At 54.0% G+C, this 22102-nt stretch carries 20 protein-coding genes; 19 read left to right on the top strand and 1 reads right to left on the bottom strand.

Annotation, left to right across the window (positions count from 1 at the left end):
* The first annotated feature begins 135 nt into the window (after positions 1 to 135).
* From BWI76_RS08130 to BWI76_RS08085, 10 genes are all read left to right on the top strand, one after another.
* A complete protein-coding gene (locus BWI76_RS08130) occupies positions 136 to 1182 on the top strand; it encodes a PhoH family protein (protein WP_004134159.1) in 1047 nt (348 codons plus the stop codon).
* Positions 1179 to 1646, top strand: coding sequence for an rRNA maturation RNase YbeY (gene ybeY / locus BWI76_RS08125; RefSeq protein WP_049089698.1), 468 nt, complete (start codon positions 1179 to 1181; stop codon positions 1644 to 1646). The genes BWI76_RS08130 and ybeY overlap by 4 nt, the downstream gene beginning before the upstream one ends.
* Positions 1647 to 1744: 98 nt before the next feature.
* Positions 1745 to 2623 carry a CNNM family magnesium/cobalt transport protein CorC gene (gene corC / locus BWI76_RS08120; RefSeq protein ID WP_004130445.1) on the top strand — a complete coding sequence of 293 codons (879 nt, stop codon included), beginning with the start codon at positions 1745 to 1747 and terminating at the stop codon, positions 2621 to 2623.
* A 22-nt stretch (positions 2624 to 2645) separates the two neighbouring features.
* The gene (lnt, locus tag BWI76_RS08115; RefSeq protein ID WP_004134166.1) at positions 2646 to 4184 is read left to right on the top strand and encodes an apolipoprotein N-acyltransferase; all 1539 of its coding nucleotides are present in this window, start codon (positions 2646 to 2648) and stop codon (positions 4182 to 4184) included.
* A 356-nt stretch (positions 4185 to 4540) separates the two neighbouring features.
* Positions 4541 to 5452, top strand: coding sequence for an amino acid ABC transporter substrate-binding protein (locus tag BWI76_RS08110; RefSeq protein ID WP_004134168.1), 912 nt, complete (start codon positions 4541 to 4543; stop codon positions 5450 to 5452).
* A 163-nt stretch (positions 5453 to 5615) separates the two neighbouring features.
* Entirely contained in the window at positions 5616 to 6356 is a 741-nt protein-coding gene (locus tag BWI76_RS08105) for an amino acid ABC transporter permease (RefSeq protein ID WP_004111387.1), read from the top strand.
* Positions 6356 to 7030 (top strand): glutamate/aspartate ABC transporter permease GltK, encoded by a 675-nt coding sequence (gene gltK, locus BWI76_RS08100; RefSeq protein WP_004130439.1) that lies wholly within the window; start codon positions 6356 to 6358, stop codon positions 7028 to 7030. Before BWI76_RS08105 ends, gltK begins: the two co-directional genes overlap by 1 nt.
* Positions 7030 to 7755, top strand: a complete 726-nt coding sequence (locus BWI76_RS08095; protein ID WP_004100186.1) for an amino acid ABC transporter ATP-binding protein — start codon at positions 7030 to 7032, stop codon at positions 7753 to 7755. Before gltK ends, BWI76_RS08095 begins: the two co-directional genes overlap by 1 nt.
* Positions 7756 to 8132: 377 nt before the next feature.
* Complete coding sequence (locus BWI76_RS08090) at positions 8133 to 9803, top strand: ShlB/FhaC/HecB family hemolysin secretion/activation protein (RefSeq protein ID WP_004134170.1); 1671 nt, start codon at positions 8133 to 8135, stop codon at positions 9801 to 9803.
* Positions 9804 to 9868: 65 nt separating this feature from the next.
* Positions 9869 to 11662, top strand: a complete 1794-nt coding sequence (locus BWI76_RS08085; RefSeq protein ID WP_004134172.1) for a filamentous hemagglutinin N-terminal domain-containing protein — start codon at positions 9869 to 9871, stop codon at positions 11660 to 11662.
* A gap of 137 nt (positions 11663 to 11799) precedes the next feature.
* On the opposite strand, the gene BWI76_RS08080 is transcribed toward BWI76_RS08085, so the two are convergent.
* Positions 11800 to 12282 carry a zinc ribbon-containing protein gene (locus BWI76_RS08080; protein WP_004134173.1) on the bottom strand — a complete coding sequence of 161 codons (483 nt, stop codon included), beginning with the start codon at positions 12280 to 12282 and terminating at the stop codon, positions 11800 to 11802.
* A gap of 226 nt (positions 12283 to 12508) precedes the next feature.
* Here BWI76_RS08080 and leuS point away from each other — a divergent pair, with 226 nt between their 5' ends.
* From leuS to mrdB, 9 genes are all read left to right on the top strand, one after another.
* Positions 12509 to 15091, top strand: coding sequence for a leucine--tRNA ligase (gene leuS / locus BWI76_RS08075; RefSeq protein WP_102136207.1), 2583 nt, complete (start codon positions 12509 to 12511; stop codon positions 15089 to 15091).
* Positions 15092 to 15105: 14 nt separating this feature from the next.
* On the top strand, positions 15106 to 15696 hold the full coding sequence (lptE, locus tag BWI76_RS08070) for an LPS assembly lipoprotein LptE (protein WP_004134176.1): 591 nt from the start codon (positions 15106 to 15108) through the stop codon (positions 15694 to 15696).
* Positions 15696 to 16727, top strand: a complete 1032-nt coding sequence (holA, locus tag BWI76_RS08065) for a DNA polymerase III subunit delta (RefSeq protein WP_004134178.1) — start codon at positions 15696 to 15698, stop codon at positions 16725 to 16727. The genes lptE and holA overlap by 1 nt, the downstream gene beginning before the upstream one ends.
* Complete coding sequence (gene nadD, locus BWI76_RS08060; protein WP_064371448.1) at positions 16720 to 17370, top strand: nicotinate-nucleotide adenylyltransferase; 651 nt, start codon at positions 16720 to 16722, stop codon at positions 17368 to 17370. The genes holA and nadD overlap by 8 nt, the downstream gene beginning before the upstream one ends.
* A gap of 46 nt (positions 17371 to 17416) precedes the next feature.
* The gene (locus BWI76_RS08055) at positions 17417 to 18046 is read left to right on the top strand and encodes an adenosylcobalamin/alpha-ribazole phosphatase (protein WP_049085342.1); all 630 of its coding nucleotides are present in this window, start codon (positions 17417 to 17419) and stop codon (positions 18044 to 18046) included.
* 221 nt (positions 18047 to 18267) lie between these two features.
* Positions 18268 to 18585 carry a ribosome silencing factor gene (gene rsfS, locus BWI76_RS08045; RefSeq protein ID WP_004100162.1) on the top strand — a complete coding sequence of 106 codons (318 nt, stop codon included), beginning with the start codon at positions 18268 to 18270 and terminating at the stop codon, positions 18583 to 18585.
* A gap of 3 nt (positions 18586 to 18588) precedes the next feature.
* Positions 18589 to 19056, top strand: coding sequence for a 23S rRNA (pseudouridine(1915)-N(3))-methyltransferase RlmH (rlmH, locus tag BWI76_RS08040; RefSeq protein WP_004100160.1), 468 nt, complete (start codon positions 18589 to 18591; stop codon positions 19054 to 19056).
* A 27-nt stretch (positions 19057 to 19083) separates the two neighbouring features.
* The gene (gene mrdA, locus BWI76_RS08035; protein ID WP_004130417.1) at positions 19084 to 20985 is read left to right on the top strand and encodes a peptidoglycan DD-transpeptidase MrdA; all 1902 of its coding nucleotides are present in this window, start codon (positions 19084 to 19086) and stop codon (positions 20983 to 20985) included.
* On the top strand, positions 20985 to 22097 hold the full coding sequence (mrdB, locus tag BWI76_RS08030; RefSeq protein WP_004100156.1) for a peptidoglycan glycosyltransferase MrdB: 1113 nt from the start codon (positions 20985 to 20987) through the stop codon (positions 22095 to 22097). The genes mrdA and mrdB overlap by 1 nt, the downstream gene beginning before the upstream one ends.
* The last annotated feature ends 5 nt before the right edge of the window (positions 22098 to 22102 follow it).

Below are 22102 nucleotides of genomic sequence, written 5' to 3'. Positions count from 1 at the left end.
GGCCTGCCGCTCCGGCAGGCCTTGTATTTCCTCTCCTCAACCCAATATCTACAGGGATGCTTGCGCCATATTCCGATGACATGAATAATTTCCTGACAGGCCATCTTCTGGCTACCTATGCATAAGAGGAACAGTTTGAACACAGACACTCGCGAAATCACCCTTGAGCCCGCAGACAACGCCCGTCTGCTGAGCCTATGCGGCCCGTTTGATGACAACATTAAACAGCTGGAACGCCGTCTCGGCATCGAGATTAACCGTCGTGACAACCACTTTAAACTGACCGGTCGACCGATTTGCGTCACCGCTGCGGCGGATATCCTGCGCAGTCTGTACGTCGACACCGCGCCAATGCGCGGCGAGATTCAGGATATTGAACCGGAACAAATTCATCTGGCGATTAAAGAAGCCCGCGTGCTTGAGCAAAGCGCCGAAAGCGTGCCGGACTACGGTAAGGCCATCAATATCAAAACCAAACGTGGCGTGATTAAGCCGCGTACGCCGAATCAGGCGCAGTACATCGCCAATATTCTCGACCACGACATTACCTTCGGCGTCGGCCCCGCCGGTACCGGGAAGACCTACCTGGCGGTCGCCGCCGCGGTGGACGCGCTGGAGCGTCAGGAGATCCGCCGTATTCTTCTGACCCGTCCGGCGGTTGAGGCCGGCGAAAAACTGGGCTTCCTGCCCGGCGATTTGAGCCAGAAAGTGGACCCGTACCTGCGACCGCTGTACGACGCGCTGTTTGAAATGCTCGGCTTCGAAAAAGTCGAAAAGTTGATTGAACGCAACGTGATTGAAGTCGCGCCGCTGGCCTATATGCGCGGCCGTACGCTGAACGACGCGTTTATCATTCTCGACGAAAGCCAGAACACCACCATTGAACAGATGAAAATGTTCCTGACCCGTATCGGCTTTAACTCTAAAGCGGTTATCACTGGCGACGTCACGCAGATTGACCTGCCGCGCAGCACCAAATCGGGCCTGCGCCACGCAATTGAAGTGCTGGCAGAAGTCGATGAGATTAGCTTCAACTTCTTCCACAGCGAAGACGTCGTGCGCCATCCGGTGGTTGCCCGTATCGTTAACGCCTATGAAGCCTGGGAAGAAGCAGACCAGAAACGTAAAGCAGAGCTGGCCGCCGAGCGCAAACGCGAAGCCCAGGAACAGGAGCATAAATGAGTCAGGTCATTCTCGATTTACAGCTGGCTTGCGAAGATAACGGCGGAATGCCGGATGAAGCCCTGTTTCAGCGCTGGGTCGATAGCGTTATCCCGCAGTTTCAGGAGGAGTCGGAGCTGACGATTCGTCTGGTTGATGAAGCGGAAAGCCACGAGCTGAACCTGACCTATCGCGGGAAGGATAAACCGACTAACGTGCTCTCTTTCCCGTTCGAAGCCCCGCTGGGCATCGAAATGCCGCTGCTTGGCGACCTGGTTATCTGCCGTCAGGTGGTTGAACAGGAAGCGAAAGAGCAAGGCAAACCGCTGGAAGCGCACTGGGCGCATATGGTGGTCCACGGTAGCCTGCATCTTTTGGGCTATGACCACATCATCGACGAAGAAGCGGAAGAGATGGAATCCCTCGAAACAGAGATAATGCTTGCTCTGGGCTATGAGGATCCGTACATTGCCGAGAAGGAATAACCCGTTGCCGGCTTTGCCGGCGACTGGCCGCTATGCCGGGCGCTGAGTATACGCGTGACGAGCGACTATTTAATCAACATGAGAACCCATACGACGCCATGAGCGACGACAATTCACACAGTAGCGACACAGTAAACAGCAAAAAGGGATTCTTCTCCCTGTTACTCAGCCAGCTCTTTCACGGTGAACCCAAAAATCGTGACGAACTGCTGGCGCTGATCCGTGATTCCGGGCAAAACGACCTTATCGACGAAGATACGCGCGATATGCTCGAAGGGGTAATGGATATCGCCGACCAGCGCGTCCGCGACATCATGATCCCCCGCTCGCAGATGATTACCCTGAAACGCAACCAGACGCTGGACGAGTGCCTCGATGTGATCATCGAATCCGCCCACTCGCGTTTCCCGGTGATCAGCGAAGATAAAGATCACATTGAAGGGATTCTGATGGCCAAAGATCTGCTGCCGTTTATGCGCAGCGATGCCGAAGCCTTCAGCATGGAAAAAGTGTTGCGCCCGGCGGTTGTCGTGCCTGAAAGCAAGCGGGTTGACCGCATGCTGAAGGAGTTCCGCTCCCAGCGTTATCATATGGCTATCGTTATCGATGAGTTTGGCGGCGTCTCGGGTCTGGTGACCATTGAAGACATCCTTGAGCTGATCGTCGGTGAAATCGAAGACGAATACGACGAAGAAGAAGATATCGACTTTCGTCAGCTAAGCCGCCATACGTGGACGGTGCGCGCGCTGGCTTCAATCGAAGACTTCAACGAAGCGTACGGCACCCACTTCAGCGATGAAGAGGTCGACACCATCGGCGGTCTGGTGATGCAGGCGTTTGGTCATCTGCCTGCCCGCGGCGAGTCTATCGACATTGATGGTTACCAATTCAAGGTCGCAATGGCTGACAGCCGACGTATTATTCAGGTACATGTAAAGCTTCCTGATGATGCCCCGCAGCCGAAGCTGGAAGACTAATCCAACGGGACGATTAACCTAAATGGTATTTGCCTCTCTTATTGAACGCCAGCGCGTACGCCTGCTGCTGGCGCTGTTATTCGGAGCCAGCGGAACGCTGGCTTTTTCACCTTATGACTTCTGGCCGGCGGCGATTATTTCGCTAATTGGCCTGCAGGGTTTAACGCTCAACCGCCGTCCTTTACAAAGCGCCGCGATTGGCTATTTCTGGGGACTCGGGCTATTCGGCTCGGGTATTAACTGGGTTTACGTGAGTATCGCGCAGTTCGGCGGCATGCCCGGTCCGGTTAACGTTTTCCTGGTGATTCTGCTGGCCGCGTATCTCTCCCTTTATACCGGGTTATTCGCCGGTATTCTTTCGCGCCTGTGGCCAAAAACCAGCTGGATACGCGTGACCATCGCCGCGCCGGTGGTCTGGCAAATCAGCGAATTTCTGCGCGGCTGGGTGCTCACCGGCTTCCCGTGGCTACAGTTCGGCTACAGTCAAATCGACGGCCCGCTTAAAGGCCTGGCGCCCGTGATGGGCGTTGAGGCGATTAACTTCCTGCTGATGCTCGTCAGCGGCCTGCTGGTACTCGCTATCGCGCAGCGTAGCTGGAAGCCGCTGATCGCCGCCGTCGTGTTGTTCGCCCTGCCCTTCCCGCTTCGCTATATTCAGTGGTATCAACCGCTGCCGGAACGCGCAACCACGGTTTCGCTGGTACAGGGCGATATCCCCCAGGCGATGAAATGGGACCAGAATCAGCTGCTCAACACCCTGAAAACCTATCTGGATCTCACCCAACCGCACATGGGTAAATCGCAGCTGATCGTCTGGCCGGAGTCCGCAATTCCCGATCTGGAAATCAATCAGCAGCGTTTCCTGAGCATGATGGACGATCTGATGCGGTCGAAAAACAGCGCGCTGATTACCGGTATCGTCGACGCGCGCCTGAACGCGCAGAATCGCTACGATACGTACAACACCATTATTACGCTGGGCAAAGATAACCCATACAGCTACGACTCAAAGAATCGCTACAACAAGAACCATCTGGTGCCGTTCGGTGAGTTTGTGCCGCTGGAATCAATTCTGCGTCCGCTGGCGCCGTTCTTCGATCTGCCGATGTCCTCTTTCAGCCGCGGGCCTTACGTGCAGCCGCAGCTGGTTGCGCATAATATGCGTCTGACGGCGGCTATATGCTATGAGATCATTCTTGGCGAGCAGGTGCGGGATAACTTCCGCCCGGATACGGATTTTCTGTTAACCATCTCTAATGACGCGTGGTTCGGCAAATCTATCGGTCCGTGGCAGCACTTCCAGATGGCGCGGATGCGCGCGCTGGAACTGGCCCGTCCGCTGCTGCGCAGTACCAATAACGGCATTACCGCGGTCATCGGCCCGCGCGGTGAAATACAGGAGATGATCCCGCAGTTCACCCGCGCCGTATTGACCACCAAAGTGACCCCGACTTCAGGGCTGACGCCGTACGCGCGTACGGGAAACTGGCCGCTGTGGGCGTTAACCGCGCTGTTTGGCTTTGCAGCGCTGCTGATGAGCCTGCGCCAGCGCCGTCGCTAATTGCTTCTCCCGCGGCGGCATTCGTCGCCGCGGTCACCTCTCCTTCTTGTCCATTTTGGCACGACCATTGCTTAATAAATTGATGTAGCAGCGCGATCCTTGAGGGTACAACCTGGTTGCACCACCACCGATCGCCATGCTGCGCTATTTTGGTGCAATGGGGGATTTTTGCCTTTAAATGGTGCGGTGCGCTTCGCAAAAATCAACAATATAAGAGCAAAATCTTTACATTAAGCCAAACTAAATGCTAACAAACACATACAAATGCTGCACGCAAAGACGGCAGCAATAAAAAGCACACACATTCACAATGGGTATCAATAGCGTCTGATGGCGCTGAGGATAAGGAGTCGGATATGCAATTACGTAAACTGGCCGCAGCAATGCTGGTCATGGGACTGACCGCCGGTGCGGCGCATGCAGAAGATGCGGCATCCACCGCTGGCCAGAGCACTCTGGATAAAATTGCCAAAAACGGCGTTATCGTCGTCGGTCACCGTGAATCATCCGTTCCGTTCTCTTACTATGACAACAAACAGCAGGTCGTCGGCTACTCTCAGGACTACTCGAACGCGATCGTTGATGCCATTAAGAAGAAGCTGAACAAACCGGATCTGCAGATCAAACTGATCCCGGTCACCTCACAAAACCGTATTCCGCTGCTGCAAAACGGCACTTATGATTTCGAATGCGGTTCCACCACCAACAACCTTGAACGTCAAAAACAGGCAGCGTTCTCCGACACCATTTTCGTTGTCGGTACCCGTCTGCTGGTGAAAAAAGGCGGCGCGATTAAAGATTTCCCGGATCTGAAGGATAAAGCCGTCGTCGTCACCTCCGGCACCACCTCGGAAATTCTGCTGCACAAGCTGAACGACGAGAAAAAAATGAATATGCGCATTATCAGCGCAAAAGATCACGGTGACTCCTTCCGTACTCTGGAAAGCGGTCGCGCGGTGGCCTTTATGATGGATGACGCTCTGCTGGCGGGTGAACGTGCGAAAGCGAAGAAACCGGATAACTGGGAGATTGTCGGTACCGCTCAGTCTCAGGAAGCCTATGGCTGCATGCTGCGCAAAGACGATCCGCAGTTCAAAACGCTGGTGGACGACACGGTTGCCCATGTTCAGACTTCCGGTGAAGCCGAAAAATGGTTCGATAAGTGGTTTAAAAATCCTATTCCGCCAAAGAATCTGAATATGAACTTTGAACTCTCTGACGAAATGAAAGCGCTGTTCAAATCACCTAACGACAAAGCTCTTAACTAATTAAAAAAACAAAGGGCGGGGAATCCTGCCCTCCCGATTGTTGCCACGGCGCGGACAGACTATACGGCGGCTGGTCGTTCCCCAGCGGCCGCGAATACCGAAACAGGCTGAGCAACAATCTTCGAGGGTAGCGCTGCTACCCTTTTTTTTCCAGGAGTCATTTATGTCAATAGACTGGAACTGGGGGATATTCCTGCAACAGGCCCCGTTCGGCAACACCACCTATTTAGGCTGGCTGTGGAGTGGTTTTCAGGTCACCGTCACCCTGTCGGTAACGGCCTGGATTATCGCGTTCTTTGTGGGGTCGCTCTTCGGTATTCTCCGTACGGTCCCGAACCGTCTGCTGTCAACTATCGGCACCTGTTACGTTGAGCTTTTTCGTAACGTTCCGCTTATCGTTCAATTTTTTACCTGGTATCTGGTGGTACCTGAACTGCTGCCGGAAAACATCGGTATGTGGTTTAAGTCCGAGCTGGATCCCAATATTCAGTTCTTCGTTTCCTCGATGCTGTGTCTGGGATTGTTTACCGCCGCGCGCGTCTGCGAACAGGTTCGCTCCGGCATCCAGTCCCTGCCGCGCGGGCAGAAAAACGCCGGGCTGGCGATGGGACTAACGCTACCGCAAACCTACCGCTACGTTCTGCTGCCCAACGCCTATCGCGTTATCGTGCCGCCGATGACCTCTGAAATGATGAACCTGGTGAAAAACTCGGCCATCGCCTCCACCATCGGACTGGCCGATATGGCCGCGCAGGCGGGCAAGCTACTGGATTACTCGGCCCATGCCTGGGAGTCGTTTACCGCTATCACCCTCGCCTACGTGTTTATCAACGCCGTTATTATGCTGATCATGTACGTGGTCGAACGTAAGGTCCGCCTGCCGGGCAATATGGGGGGTAAATAATGTACGATTTTGACTGGAGTTCCATTATTCCTTCCATGCCGTATCTGCTGGCTGGACTGGTTATTACCTTAAAAATTACCGTGACCGCGATTGTTATCGGGATTGTCTGGGGGACGATTCTGGCCGTCATGCGCCTGTCGAGCTTCCTGCCGCTGGCGTGGTTTGCCAAAACCTACGTTAACGTCTTCCGCTCCATTCCGCTGGTGATGGTACTGCTGTGGTTTTATCTGATTGTTCCGGGGTTCCTGCAGAACGTGCTTGGCCTGTCGCCGAAAACCGATATCCGCCTGATTTCAGCGATGATCGCTTTCTCCATGTTTGAAGCGGCGTATTACTCGGAAATTATTCGCGCCGGTATTCAGAGTATCTCTCGCGGCCAGTCCAGCGCTGCGCTGGCGCTGGGCATGACCCACTGGCAATCCATGAAGCTGGTGATTCTGCCGCAGGCCTTCCGCGCCATGGTACCGCTGCTGCTCACCCAGGGCATCGTGCTGTTCCAGGATACCTCGCTGGTCTACGTCCTGAGCCTGGCCGATTTCTTCCGTACCGCCTCCACTATCGGCGAACGTGATGGAACCCAGGTAGAAATGATCCTGTTCGCAGGCGCCGTATATTTTGTATTTAGTCTCAGCGCATCGCTGTTGGTCAGCTGGTTGAAGAAAAGGACTGTGTAATGATTACCCTGAAAAATGTTTCAAAATGGTATGGTCACTTTCAGGTGCTGACCGATTGCTCCACGGAAGTGAAAAAAGGCGAAGTGGTGGTGGTCTGCGGGCCATCAGGCTCGGGTAAATCCACGCTAATTAAAACCGTCAACGGTCTGGAGCCAATCCAGCAGGGTCAAATCATCGTCGACGGCACCACGGTTAACGATAAAAAGACCAATCTGGCTAAGCTGCGCTCGCGCGTCGGGATGGTATTCCAGCACTTCGAACTGTTCCCGCATTTGTCGATTATCGATAACCTGACGCTGGCGCAGGTTAAGGTGCTCAATCGCGATAAAGCCGCTTCACGCGCAAAAGGGCTCAAGCTGCTGGAACGCGTGGGACTTTCCGCTCATGCAGAAAAGTTTCCCGCTCAGCTCTCTGGCGGCCAGCAGCAGCGCGTGGCCATCGCTCGCGCATTGTGTATGGACCCCATCGCCATGCTGTTTGATGAACCCACTTCCGCGCTTGATCCAGAGATGATTAATGAAGTACTGGACGTGATGGTTGAACTGGCGAATGAAGGGATGACGATGATGGTGGTCACCCACGAAATGGGTTTTGCCCGCAAAGTAGCGAATCGGGTTATCTTTATGGATGAGGGGAAAATTGTCGAAGACGCGGATAAAGAAGCGTTTTTCGCTAACCCGCAATCAGAACGGGCGAAAGACTTCCTCGCCAAAATACTGCACTAAGCCTCCGGCGCGCACGCAAAGTGCGCGTCGTCCTTTTATTCCCCTTATCATATTGAATTATAATCACTCGCCCACGCTTAAATAACTGCCACCCATATATTCACACCCCATCGCTGATAATTCACAAGTTGAAATGACCAATTCAAATAAAATTCAGGATTAACATCGTAGCCTCGATAATCCTGCATCGCTAACATAGCACGACTATTTACGAGGACACTGAGTACTTAAAAAATTCGGTTTGGTATTTTATAAAAAATAAAATTCTTAAAATTGAAAACCACGAGCTGCTGGCGAGCTCATAACACCAGTCAGAACAAAACTCAATTTCCTTTACAAGGGCATCATTATCGAATGAAACAAATGGATATTGCTTCATGAAATACAACAATAACAAACTGTTAAACGCGCTTTTTCTTTACTTTATTTTTACTGCCTCCACGTTTGCGGATGTTGCCAACAACACTCATCAAACTGAACAGGATAAAGCTCGCCAGAGCGCATTAAAGCCCGAGCAGCAAGATTATCAATCATCGCGCACTGGCTCGCATAAATATAAACTTATTTTTCCGGTGGAGGAGACCTGCCGGTATATCAGCCACGTCAATATCATCTCCTCAAATGAAAAACTCACGCAACGTCTCCTGCGCAATATCGCCGTCCAGGCAGAAAAGAAATGTCTGGGTATTAAAGGCATTCGCCAACTCGCTACGGCATTACAAAATGAAATCATAGTCCAGGGGTATATTACTTCACTTATTGATATACCTTCACAGTCACTGGAAGATGGCGTTTTAGACATTACCCTCACCTACGGTAAGATAGGCAATATGATATGGTCTGCCGACAGCGGCGCCACGTCCAGCCTGTGGAATGCCATACCTACCGCCACGGGTGAGATCCTCAAACTAACCGACCTTGAGCAAGGGATGGCCAATCTGCAACGGCTACCCGGTTCGTCGGCGCAAATGAAAATCCAGCCAGGGAAAAACAACGCGGAAAGCGATATTCAGATAACGCGTAATCTGGCTAAAAAATGGCAGGTAAGCGCGTGGATGGATGATGCTGGCAGCCGGGAAAGCGGTCGCTATCAGTCCGGGGGTGCACTCTATCTCTATGATATGGCTACGCTTAACGATATTTTCTATGTCTCCGCCGGAGGCGACGTCGAATTTAATCAGCATAATGACGGCAACCACAATAGCAGCCTCTATTATTCGGTTCCTGTCGGGTACTGGTCGCTAAGCCTTTACGGCTCGCAGAGCGAATATCGTCAGCAATTTAAAGCCAACTATTCAACCACCGAATACAAAAGCGAAAACCGTTACGCCAGCGCGACGCTCTCGAGGCTGCTTTCCCATACGCGGCAGCAAAAAACTACCCTGGACGCCCGGATTGCAAAAAGCACGTCTCGTTACTATTTTGGCGGCAGCGAACTCAAGGTTATGCGCAAGCAGAACCCGGTTTGGGAATTGACCCTTCGCCAGCAGCGCTACTTCAATAAAAAAATCATCGATGCCAGCCTGGGCATTCAGCGCAGCTTGCCCTGGCTTAGCTCCATGCCAACCCTTGAGGAAAAAGCGGGTCTCTACAGCCCACTTTCGCGGGTGATACATGCTGATATTCAGGCATTTATGAAATTTGATATTACCGGCGATCGTTTCAGCTACGCGCCGCATATTAATGCTCAGTTTAGTCCCGATATTTTATCCACGGATAATAAATTTAATATCGGCAGCCGCTGGACGGTACGGGGTTTTGATGGAGAAAATTCGCTGTCCGGCAACCAAGGCTGGTACTGGCGTAATGATTTTATCTGGGATATGCCAACCCCGGATCGGCAATTATATTTTGGTCTGGATATTGGCCGCATCACCGGCAGTGAACAATATAGACAGGGTAAAGTTATTTCCGGCGCCGTAAGCGGGCTGCGCGGCCAGCTATTTTCCACGCAGTATGATTTTTTTATCGGTACGCCGTTCATTAAACCCGATCGTTTTCATAGCGATCCGCTCAACCTTGGTTTCTCGCTCAACTGGAGGTATTAACGTCGTTAAGTAAACTAATAAACATTCATCAACTTTTAGGCAATTTATTTAAAGGAATAAACGCAATGTTCAAATTTAAATTTACTTATGTCGCCCTGGCGGCAGCACTCAGTTCGTCTTACGTCTATGCCGATCCGACGGTCTGGACCCACTCATCCGGAGCTACCGTCGTTGATATTGAAACGCCTAACGCAGCGGGCGTTTCTCACAATATGTACCGTGACTTTAATGTCAGTAACAAGGGCATGATTCTCAACAATAGTTCCAGCGATCTTACTCACGACACCTTAGGCAATATCGCTAAAAACAATAATCTGGCTAATGGCGGCGCTTCGGTGATCCTCAATGAAGTGACCTCAAATAAATCCAGCTCGCTCAACGGATTTATTGAAGTCGCCGGTCAAAAAGCCGACGTTATCATCGCCAACCCGAACGGAATCTCCTGCTCAGGCTGTAGCTTTATTAACACCGATCGCGCGGTTTTAACCACCGGCCAGGTAAAGCTCAACGACAGTGGCGCGATTGACAGCTATACCATCTCCCAAGGTCAGATCACTATTGGGCAAAACGGGATGGATGCAACAAATAGCTATGCCGCCCTGCTGGCAAATGCTATTGCCATTAACGGTACCGTCAGCACTCCCAACGCGACGGTAGCCGCAGGAAACTTCACGCTTGACAACAATACAGGGCAAATGACCTCTGCGGGTAAAACGCCTACGGTACTACAGATGCTGATTCCGGAATACAGCATTGATATTAGCAATCTTGGCGGAATTAAAGCTAACAGCATCAGCATGATTGGCAACGACTTAGGTCTCGGCGTACGCAATAAAGGCGCGATTGTCGCCAATAGCACCCTGGCAATGACCAGCAGCGGCTTACTGACCAACGAAGGGTCAATCACCAGCAACGGCATGCTTACGCAAATCGTCGCCGCCGGTAACATTAAAAATTCGGGTAATATCTCGACAACAAACACGACCATTATCAACGGATTACAAACAGTTACCAACAACGGAACCATATCCAGCAGCAAACAGTTGATGGTCAGCGCCTCTGGAAATATCGAAAACAACGGCACCATCAAAAGCAGCACGGCATTAAGCGTAGCGACTAACGGCAACCTGAAAACGGCTTACGGCTCTAATCTTCTTTCTGATAATCAACTGCTAGTATCGGCTCTTGGCAGTATCGATAACGGCGGTTCAACCCGGGCGAAAAATACCAGCATTGCTTTTAGCGGTAGCTCGCTCAAGGTAACCGGTAACATTCACGGAACGGACAATCTCGTGATTCAATCGGTTAAAGATAGAGCGCTCTCATCCGGTGAAATCAGCAACTCGGGAACCTTAAAAGGGGGTAACGTCACCATCCAGACGAGCGGTACGCTGGCGTTAAACCGTGATAGCAAAATACTCGCCAGCAATATGCTGACAACCAACAGCAACTGGCTGAATAACGATGGGGGAACCGTTCGCGGCGATTCTGCGGTCTTAAACTTTAATAACAACGCGATGCAAAACAGCGGAGAAATTATTGGCGGGACCATCAACATTTCCACCCATTCAGATCTGGTAAATAAATGGCTTATGGAATCCTTTGGCGATTTCACCATTGATACCCACAATAAAGGCAACATTATCAACCGCGACAAAATCGTAGCTGGCGGAACGATGACCTTAAATGCAAAACAAGTGGTTAACGGCGGCTATAAATGCGGGTTCCTGAAACTGTTCACCTGCGATGCCGGCTTACTGAGCGGCAATAAACTGGTCCTGAATACTTCTCAGCGATATGCTTCTGAAGTGGGTGGCGAACAGTATTTCAAGTTAACGGAAGTTAACACCACCAAATAAATTATTAACCGCAAACCAGCCATCTTATTGAACTACACTCTGAAATGCCGGCGCTACCAGCGCCGGCATTTTATAAAATTGACATGAGCCGCTGAGTTTATCCGAGGCCCGGTATATTCAACTCCGGGCCTTATCGTTTATGGCTCAAATGGCCGACGCTGGAACTGATCGTGCCCGCATTTGGGGCAACGCGGCAGCACATCCGGCGTATACACCGGCAGATGGTAATGGCACTTCTCACACACCAGATTGCCGAGCCCGACCACTTCGCCGCTATGATAAACGCCGTGGTGGCTGAGGTCCTGGAACACTTCGCGCCACTCAAGCTGGGTTTTGTCGGTAATATCCGCCAGCTCCTGCCAAAGGCTCTCTTTGATCACCCGCATAAAGACGCTGTCCGTTAGCTCATCCTGGCTCTCTTCATAGCTGAGGGCGAACTCTTCCAGATCGCGTCTGACGGCGCGAATAACGTTGTCGATTTCACTCTGCGTTAACTCGCCGGACTGGCTAATCTTGACCCTGGCCTGCTCCACCAGCGCGTCTATATCGCGTTCTCCATTGCGTAACCGCTCGCTGAGCGTCGACACCAGCTCTCGGTAGAATTGAGCAACCTTGTTCATCTTTTCGCCTCCGGTGTGGTTAACTTCTTATAATGGTAGACGTTATCTGCGGATTGCTCTGCAAGCCAAGCCACAGAGTCGCGAAATTTTCTCTACCGCTTTCATCTCGGTAAGTGTGTGAAAGGCTGTTTTGACGTTGGCGTTTGGGCTATGCTATGCCGATCTGAAATAACACATCCATTGGCTACATTTTGTAGCTGTATTGAAAACAGGACCACTGGCTGCCATGCAAGAGCAATACCGCCCGGAAGAGATAGAATCAAAAGTCCAGCAACACTGGGACGAGAAGCGTACCTTTGAAGTTACCGAAGACGAGAGCAAAGAGAAGTATTACTGCCTGTCGATGCTTCCCTATCCTTCTGGTCGACTACACATGGGCCACGTGCGCAACTATACCATCGGTGACGTGATTTCCCGTTACCAGCGTATGTTGGGCAAAAATGTCCTGCAGCCTATCGGCTGGGATGCGTTTGGCCTACCTGCGGAAGGCGCAGCGGTGAAAAACAACACCGCGCCGGCCCCATGGACCTATGACAACATCGCCTACATGAAAAACCAGCTGAAGAAGCTGGGCTTCGGCTATGACTGGAGCCGTGAAGTGGCGACCTGCACCCCGGAATACTACCGCTGGGAGCAGAAGTTCTTTACCGAGCTGTATAAAAAAGGCCTGGTCTACAAAAAAACCTCCGCGGTGAACTGGTGCCCGAACGACCAGACCGTACTGGCGAACGAGCAGGTTATCGATGGCTGCTGCTGGCGCTGCGACACCAAAGTCGAGCGTAAAGAGATCCCGCAGTGGTTTATTAAAATCACCGCCTACGCTGACGAGCTGCTGAACGATCTGGATAACCTGGATCACTGGCCTGACACCGTTAAAACCATGCAGCGCAACTGGATCGGCCGCTCCGAAGGCGTCGAAATCTCCTTCGATGTGAACGACTACGCCGACAAGCTGACCGTCTACACCACCCGCCCGGACACCTTTATGGGCTGCACCTACCTTGCCGTCGCTGCGGGCCACCTGCTGGCGCAGCAGGCTGCCGCCAATAACCCCGCGCTGGCGACCTTTATCGACGAATGCCGCAATACCAAAGTTGCCGAAGCCGATATGGCGACCATGGAGAAAAAAGGCGTCGATACCGGCTACAAAGCCATTCACCCGCTGACCGGCGAAGCGATTCCGGTATGGGCGGCAAACTTTGTGCTGATGGAGTACGGCACCGGCGCGGTGATGGCCGTCCCGGGTCACGATCAGCGCGACTACGAATTTGCCAGCAAATACGGTCTGAACATCAAGCCGGTTATCCTGGCCGCCGATGGCTCAGAGCCCGACCTCTCCGAACAGGCGCTGACCGAAAAAGGCGTATTGTTTAACTCTGGCGAGTTCGACGGTCTGGATCACGAGGCGGGCTTTAATGCTATCGCCGATAAGCTCGCGTCTCTTGGCGTCGGCGAACGTAAAGTGAACTACCGCCTGCGCGACTGGGGCGTTTCCCGTCAGCGCTACTGGGGCGCGCCGATCCCAATGGTCACCCTTGAAGACGGCACCGTGATGCCGACGCCGGAAGATCAGCTGCCGGTTATTCTGCCGGAAGATGTCGTGATGGACGGGATCACCAGCCCAATTAAAGCCGATCCGGAGTGGGCGAAAACCACCGTTAACGGCCAGCCGGCGCTGCGCGAAACCGATACCTTTGACACCTTTATGGAGTCCTCCTGGTACTACGCGCGTTACACCTGCCCGCAGTACGACCAGGGTATGCTGGACCCGGAAGCGGCGAACTACTGGCTGCCTGTCGATATCTATATCGGCGGGATCGAACACGCCATTATGCACCTGCTCTATTTCCGCTTCTTCCACAAGCTGATGCGCGACGCGGGCATGGTGAACTCTGACGAACCGGCTAAACAGCTGCTTTGCCAGGGGATGGTGCTGGCGGATGCCTTCTACTACGTTGGCGAAAACGGCGAGCGTAACTGGGTGTCGCCGAAAGAAGCGACTACCGAGCGCGACGAGAAGGGCCGTATCGTTAAAGCCTTCGACCCACAGGGCCGCGAGCTGGTCTATACCGGCATGAGCAAGATGTCCAAGTCGAAAAACAACGGCATCGACCCGCAGGAAATGGTTGAACGCTACGGCGCGGACACCGTGCGTCTGTTTATGATGTTCGCTTCTCCGGCCGACATGACGCTTGAGTGGCAGGAATCCGGGGTGGAAGGTGCGAACCGCTTCCTGAAACGCGTCTGGAAACTGGTCTACGAACATACCTCCCAGGGCGAAGCCGCTGCGCTGGACGTTGCCAGCCTCAGCGAAGATCAAAAAGCGCTGCGTCGCGACGTGCATAAAACGATCGCGAAAGTGACCGATGATATCGGCCGTCGTCAGACCTTCAACACCGCGATTGCGGCGATTATGGAGCTGATGAACAAGCTGGCGAAAGCGCCGCAGGAAGGTGAACAGGATCGCGCGCTGATGCGTGAGGCCCTGCTGGCCGTGGTTCGTATGCTCAACCCGTTCACTCCGCATGCCAGCTTTACCTTGTGGCAGGAGCTGGGCGGCGAAGGCGATATTGACAACACGCCGTGGCCGGTCGCTGACGAAAGCGCGATGGTTGAAGACACCACTCTGGTCGTGGTCCAGGTAAATGGTAAAGTTCGTGGTAAAATTACCGTTGCGGTGGATGCAACCGAAGAGCAGGTTCGTGAGCGTGCGGGTCAGGAGCATCTGGTTGCGAAATATCTCGACGGTGTGACCGTACGTAAAGTGATCTACGTTCCGGGTAAACTGCTCAATCTGGTCGTTGGCTAAGCGCAGGAGGAAGCGTGCGATATCTGGCAACATTGTTGTTATCTCTGGCGGTGTTAATCACCGCCGGCTGTGGCTGGCACCTGCGTAGCACTACGCAGGTTCCGACCGCAATGAAAACCATGATCTTCCAGTCGGGCGATCCTAATGGTCCATTAAGTCGTGCCGTCCGTAATCAGCTGCGTCTGAACGGGGTTGAACTGGTCGATAGCAGTACGCTGCGCAAGGATATTCCTTCCCTGCGTCTGGAGACATCGTCCATTCAGAAAGATACGGCGTCTATTTTTCAGGACGGCCGTACTGCGGAATATCAGATGGTGATGACGGTAAACGCCAGCGTCCTGATCCCAGGTCATGATATCTATCCCATCACGACCAAAGTCTACCGCTCGTTCTTCGATAACCCGCAGGCGGCGTTAGCGAAAGATGCCGAGCAGGACATGATCGTTCAGGAAATGTACGACAAAGCGGCAGAGCAGCTGATCCGTAAGCTGCCGAGCGTACACGTTGCGGATGTCGAAGCCACCAAAGAGGATGAGAAGCCGGTCGCCACGACCCCAGCCGCTTCCACCTCCGGCAATCGCGTCTCCACCACGCTGGGTAACTGATGATTCGGTTGTACCCGGAACAGCTCCGCGCGCAGCTCACTGAAGGGCTGCGCGCGGCCTATCTGCTGCTTGGCAACGATCCGCTGCTGCTGCAGGAGAGCCAGGACGCCATCCGCGAAGCGGCCGCGACCCAGGGCTTTATCGAACACCACACCGCCACCGTTGATGCCAGTACCGACTGGCCCGCCCTCTTCTCGTTAAGTCAGGCCATGAGCCTGTTTTCCAGCCGCCAGACGCTGCTGCTGATCCTGCCCGATAATGGCCCTAATGCGGCAATTAACGAACAGCTTGCGACGCTCGTCGGCATGCTGCATGACGATTTACTGCTGATCGTTCGCGGTAATAAGCTAACGAAAGCGCAGGAGAACGCCGCGTGGATGACGGCGCTGACCAGCCGGGCGGTGCAGGTTAGCTGCCAGACGCCGGAATATGCCCAGCTGCCGCGCTGGCTCGCCGCGCGCGCAAAGCAGAATAATCTGCAGCTTGATGACGCGGCCAGCCAGCTGCTGTGCTACTGCTATGAGGGTAATCTGCTGGCGTTGGCCCAGGCTCTTGAGCGCCTTTCGCTGCTGTGGCCGGATGGTAAACTGACGCTGCCGCGGGTTGAGCAAGCCGTGAATGATGCTGCGCATTTCACACCTTATCACTGGGTGGATGCGCTGCTGGCCGGTAAAAGCAAGCGCGTTCTCCACGTTCTGCAACAGCTGCGTCTGGAAGGCAGCGAGCCGGCTATCCTGCTGCGCACCCTACAGCGCGAGCTGCTGCTGCTGGTCAACCTGAAGCGGCAATCGGCCCATACGCCGCTGCGTTCGCTGTTTGACAAGCATCGCGTATGGCAAAACCGCCGCCAGCTGGTCAGCGACGCGCTGGCACGCCTGAGCGCCGACCAGCTGCGTCAGGCCGTCACGTTGTTGACCCGCGCGGAGCTTACCTTCAAGCAGGATTACGGGCACTCCGTATGGCCCGAGCTGGAAAGTCTCTCTTTATTGCTCTGCCATAAAGCGCTGGCAGACGTTTTTATTGATGGTTGATATGACTCAGTTACAGGCGATGTACGGCGGCACCTTCGATCCGGTGCATTACGGTCACCTTAAACCGGTGGAAATTCTGGCCAACCTTATCGGCCTCAATAAAGTCACCATCGTGCCCAACAATGTGCCGCCGCACCGCCCGCAGCCCGAAGCCACCAGCGACCAACGCAGGCATATGCTGGCGCTGGCCATCGCGGATAAACCGCTGTTTATCCTCGACGATCGTGAGCTTAAGCGCGACACGCCGTCATATTCAGCGCAAACCCTACGCGAGTGGCGCCAGGAGCAAGGGCCACAGCGCCCCCTGGCGTTTATCATTGGCCAGGATTCGCTGCTCACCTTTACCACCTGGCACGAGTATGAAAGCATTCTTGATAACGTACATCTGATCGTTTGCCGACGCCCGGGTTATCCGCTGACCATGGCGTGCGAGCAGGATCAGCAGTGGCTGGACAAACATCTCACTCATGACGTCGAGCGGCTGCACAGCAGCCCGGCGGGCGTTATCTACCTGGCCGAAACGCCGCGGTTTGATATTTCTGCCACCCTGATTCGCCAGCGTCTTGAAGCTGGCGAGCCCTGCGCGGACATGCTGCCGGAAACCGTGCTCGACTATATCCATGAGCAGAAGCTCTACTGCTAGCCTTGCCACAAGGAGAGTCTTATAGACTCCTTTCGAGAGGGTCATCATGAAGTTATGGTTAGTTCGTCATGGCGAGACCGAGGCCAACGTCGCGGGCCTCTATAGCGGACATGCTCCCACAGCCTTAACCGAACGCGGAATCAGACAAGCGCAAACGCTGGGAAAGCGGCTGCAGGCCGTTCCTTTTCAGCGCGTGTTTTGCAGTGAACTTGAGCGCACCCAGCGTACGGCCAGCCTGCTGCTTGGCGACCGTGACGTCCCTCGCCAGTCCTTCGCCGAGCTCAATGAAATGTTCTTCGGCGACTGGGAAATGCGCCACCATCGCGATTTACAGCATGAAGATGCGGAAAACTACGCCGCGTGGTGCGCCGACTGGCAGCATGCGGCGCCCACTAACGGTGAAGGCTTTCAGGCGTTCGCCGAACGCGTCTCCGGCTTCACCGCCGCCCTCCCTCAGCACCGGGAACTTAGTCATCTGCTGATCGTCGGCCACCAGGGCGTGCTTAGCCTGTTAATCGCTCAACTTCTGAATATGCCGGATTCGGCGATGTGGCACTTCCCCATCGAGCACGGCGCGTGGAGCCTTGTCGATCTCCAGCCCGATTTCACTACCCTGCGCGTGCTGAATAGCCGGGCAGTTTGGCTGGCGGAAGAAGAATTGCGCGCAGACCATTGACAGGGCAAAGCAGGCTGTTATTCTCCGCAGCCAGGCTGCATTTACCATTTGAACTTTGCAGAAATTGTTTTACAAAAATGGCGATGCAATCATCGGCGATGGATGGGATGATAGCGGCCTTAACCGCCCATTTATCGACATTTATCCCGATTTTGCTACCAGTTCAGGTATACTGTCAGGCTGTTTATTATTATCACTCTTCACACACCCAGGGGGAACTCTTGCAGGGTAAAGCACTCCAGGATTTTGTTATCGACAAAATTGATGACCTGAAAGGTCAGGACATCGTTGCCATTGACGTTCATGGCAAATCTAGCATCACCGATTGCATGGTTATCTGCACAGGCACTTCTACGCGCCATGTTATGTCCATCGCCGACCACGTAGTGCAAGAGTCTCGCGCCGCCGGTATGCTGCCGCTGGGCGTTGAAGGCGAAGCCGCCGCGGACTGGATTGTCGTCGATCTCGGCGACGTTATGGTTCACGTCATGCAGGAAGAGAGCCGTCGTCTGTACGAGCTGGAAAAACTCTGGAGTTAACGCGTGAAGCTGCACCTGGTAGCCGTTGGCACCAAAATGCCGGACTGGGTTCAGACCGGCTTTAGCGAATATCTGCGCCGTTTTCCAAAAGATATGCCGTTCGAACTGGTGGAAATCCCCGCCGGAAAACGCGGCAAAAATGCCGACATCAAGCGAATTCTGGAAAAAGAAGGTGAAATGATGCTGGCGGCCGCAGGCAAAAACCGCATCGTCACCCTGGATATTCCGGGGAAACCATGGGATACGCCGCAGCTGGCGCGCGAACTGGAACGCTGGAAACAGGATGGCCGGGACGTCAGTCTGCTCATCGGCGGCCCGGAAGGCCTTTCACCCGCCTGCAAAGCGGCAGCGGAACAAAGTTGGTCGCTCTCAACGCTCACCTTACCTCACCCGCTGGTTCGCGTACTGGTGGCCGAGAGTCTGTATCGGGCGTGGAGCATTACCACCAACCACCCTTACCACCGTGAGTAATGATGACCAGGGTAGACTAAGCAGCGAATGAAATTACAGAATTCTTTCCGCGACTATACGGCTGAATCCTCGCTGTTCGTGCGCCGGGCGCTGGTCGCTTTTTTGGGGATTTTGCTGCTTACCGGCGTATTGATCGCCAATCTTTATAACGTGCAGATTGTGCGTTACACCGACTATCAAACGCGTTCAAACGAAAACCGCATCAAGCTGGTCCCTATTCCGCCAAGCCGCGGCATTATCTACGATCGCAACGGCACGCCGCTGGCGCTCAACCGCACGATTTACCAGCTGGAAATGATGCCGGAGAAGGTCGACAACGTTCAGCAAACGCTGGATGCGCTGCGCGACGTTATCGATCTCACCGATGACGATGTAGCGAACTTTAAAAAAGAGCGCGCCCGCTCCCACCGCTTTACCTCCATTCCGGTGAAAGTCAATCTCAGCGAAGTACAGGTCGCCCGTTTCGCGGTTAACCAGTACCGTTTTCCCGGCGTAGAAGTCAAAGGCTATAAGCGCCGCTACTATCCCTATAATTCAGCCCTGACCCACGTTATCGGCTACGTCTCCAAAATTAACGATAAAGACGTCGATCGCCTGGATAAAGAGGGAAAGCTGGCTAACTACGCCTCCACGCACGATATCGGCAAGCTGGGGATCGAACGCTATTACGAAGATGTCCTGCACGGGCAGACCGGCTATGAAGAAGTTGAAGTAAACAACCGCGGCCGGGTAATTCGCCAGCTGAAAGAGGTTCCGCCGCAGGCCGGGCGCGATATCTATTTAACGCTCGACCTGAAGCTACAGCAGTATATTGAAACGCTGCTGGCCGGCAGCCGCGCGGCGGTCGTGGTCACAGACCCGCGTACCGGCGCCATCCTCGCGCTGGTCTCGACGCCAAGCTACGACCCCAACCTGTTCGTTGATGGTATTTCCAGCAAAGACTACTCCGGGCTGCTTAACGATCCTAATACGCCGTTGGTCAACCGCGCGACCCAGGGCGTTTATCCACCAGCATCAACGGTTAAGCCTTACGTGGCCGTCTCGGCGCTCAGCGCCGGGGTTATTACCCGCAACACCAGCCTGTTTGACCCCGGCTGGTGGCAGCTTCCCGGCTCGGATAAACGCTACCGCGACTGGAAAAAGTGGGGCCACGGCCATCTGAACGTCACTAAAGCGCTGGAAGAGTCGGCCGATACTTACTTCTATCAGGTTGCCTACGATATGGGTATCGATCGCCTGTCGGAGTGGATGGGCAAATTCGGCTATGGCCACTATACCGGCGTTGACCTGGCGGAAGAGCGCTCCGGCAACATGCCGACCCGCGAATGGAAGCTCAAGCGCTTCAAGAAACCCTGGTACCAGGGCGATACCATTCCGGTCGGGATCGGACAGGGCTACTGGACCGCAACGCCTATCCAGATGAACAAGGCGCTGATGATCCTGATTAACGACGGTGTGGTTAAAGTGCCGCACCTGCTGCAGAGCACGGTGGAGGACGGCAAACCGGTGCCGTGGGTTCAGCCCCATGAACCGCCGGTCGGCGATATTCACTCTGGTTTTTGGGAAATCGCCAAAGACGGGATGTTTGGCGTCGCCAACCGCGGCAACGGTACCGCGCATAAATACTTCGCCAGCGCGCCGTATAAAATTGCGGCCAAATCGGGTACCGCTCAGGTCTTCGGCCTGAAAGCCAACGAGACCTATAACGCGCACAGAATCGCTGAACGCCTGCGTGACCATAAACTGATGACGGCGTTTGCCCCTTACAACAACCCCCAGGTTGCCGTGGCCATTATTCTTGAGAACGGCGGCGCAGGTCCGGCAGTCGGTACCATTATGCGTCAGATTCTCGATCATATAATGCTGGGCGATAACAACACCAACCTGCCGAGTGAAAACCCGGCGGTAACGGCTGGGGAGGATCAATAATGACTGATAATCCGAATAAAAAATCGCTATGGGATAAAATCCACCTCGACCCCACCATGCTGCTTATCCTGCTGGCGCTGCTGACCTATAGCGCGCTGGTTATCTGGAGCGCCAGCGGTCAGGACATGGGCATGATGGAGCGTAAAATCGGCCAGATCGCCATGGGGATTGTTATTATGATCGTCATGGCGCAAATTCCGCCGCGGGTCTATGAGGGCTGGGCGCCCTATCTCTATATATTCTGTATTATCCTGCTGGTGGCGGTTGATGCCTTCGGCGCCATCTCTAAAGGGGCGCAGCGCTGGCTGGATCTCGGCATCGTCCGCTTCCAGCCGTCGGAAATCGCCAAAATAGCCGTACCGCTGATGGTGGCGCGCTTTATCAACCGCGACGTTTGCCCGCCATCGCTGAAAAATACCGCTATCGCGCTGGTGCTGATTTTCCTGCCCACGCTGCTGGTCGCCGCGCAGCCGGACCTCGGGACCTCGATTCTGGTCGCCCTGTCCGGTCTATTCGTGCTCTTTCTGTCTGGTCTGAGCTGGCGTCTGATCGGTATCGCCGTGGTGCTGGTCGCCGCCTTTATTCCGATCCTCTGGTTCTTCCTGATGCATGATTATCAGCGCCAGCGCGTAATGATGCTGCTCGACCCGGAAACCGATCCGCTCGGCGCGGGGTACCACATTATTCAGTCAAAAATTGCCATCGGCTCCGGCGGGCTGCGCGGGAAAGGCTGGCTGCATGGAACCCAGTCGCAGCTGGAGTTTCTGCCTGAACGCCATACCGACTTTATCTTTGCCGTACTGGCGGAAGAGCTGGGGCTGATTGGCGTGCTGATCCTGCTGGCGCTCTATATTCTGCTTATCATGCGCGGGTTGTGGATTGCCGCCCAGGCGCAAACCACCTTTGGCCGGGTCATGGCCGGCGGTTTAATGTTGATTTTATTCGTTTATGTCTTCGTAAATATTGGTATGGTAAGTGGTATTTTACCGGTGGTGGGGGTACCTTTGCCGCTGGTCAGCTACGGGGGCTCTGCCCTAATCGTATTGATGGCCGGGTTTGGTATCGTTATGTCGATCCATACTCACAGAAAAATGTTGTCGAAAAGCGTGTAAGGGGT

This window comes from Klebsiella sp. M5al (genome assembly GCF_002090195.1).
GTDB classification, from domain to species: Bacteria; Pseudomonadota; Gammaproteobacteria; order Enterobacterales; family Enterobacteriaceae; genus Klebsiella; species Klebsiella grimontii.
The sequence above is the reverse complement of the archived record's forward strand: the minus strand, read 5'-3'. Positions and strand labels throughout refer to the sequence as shown.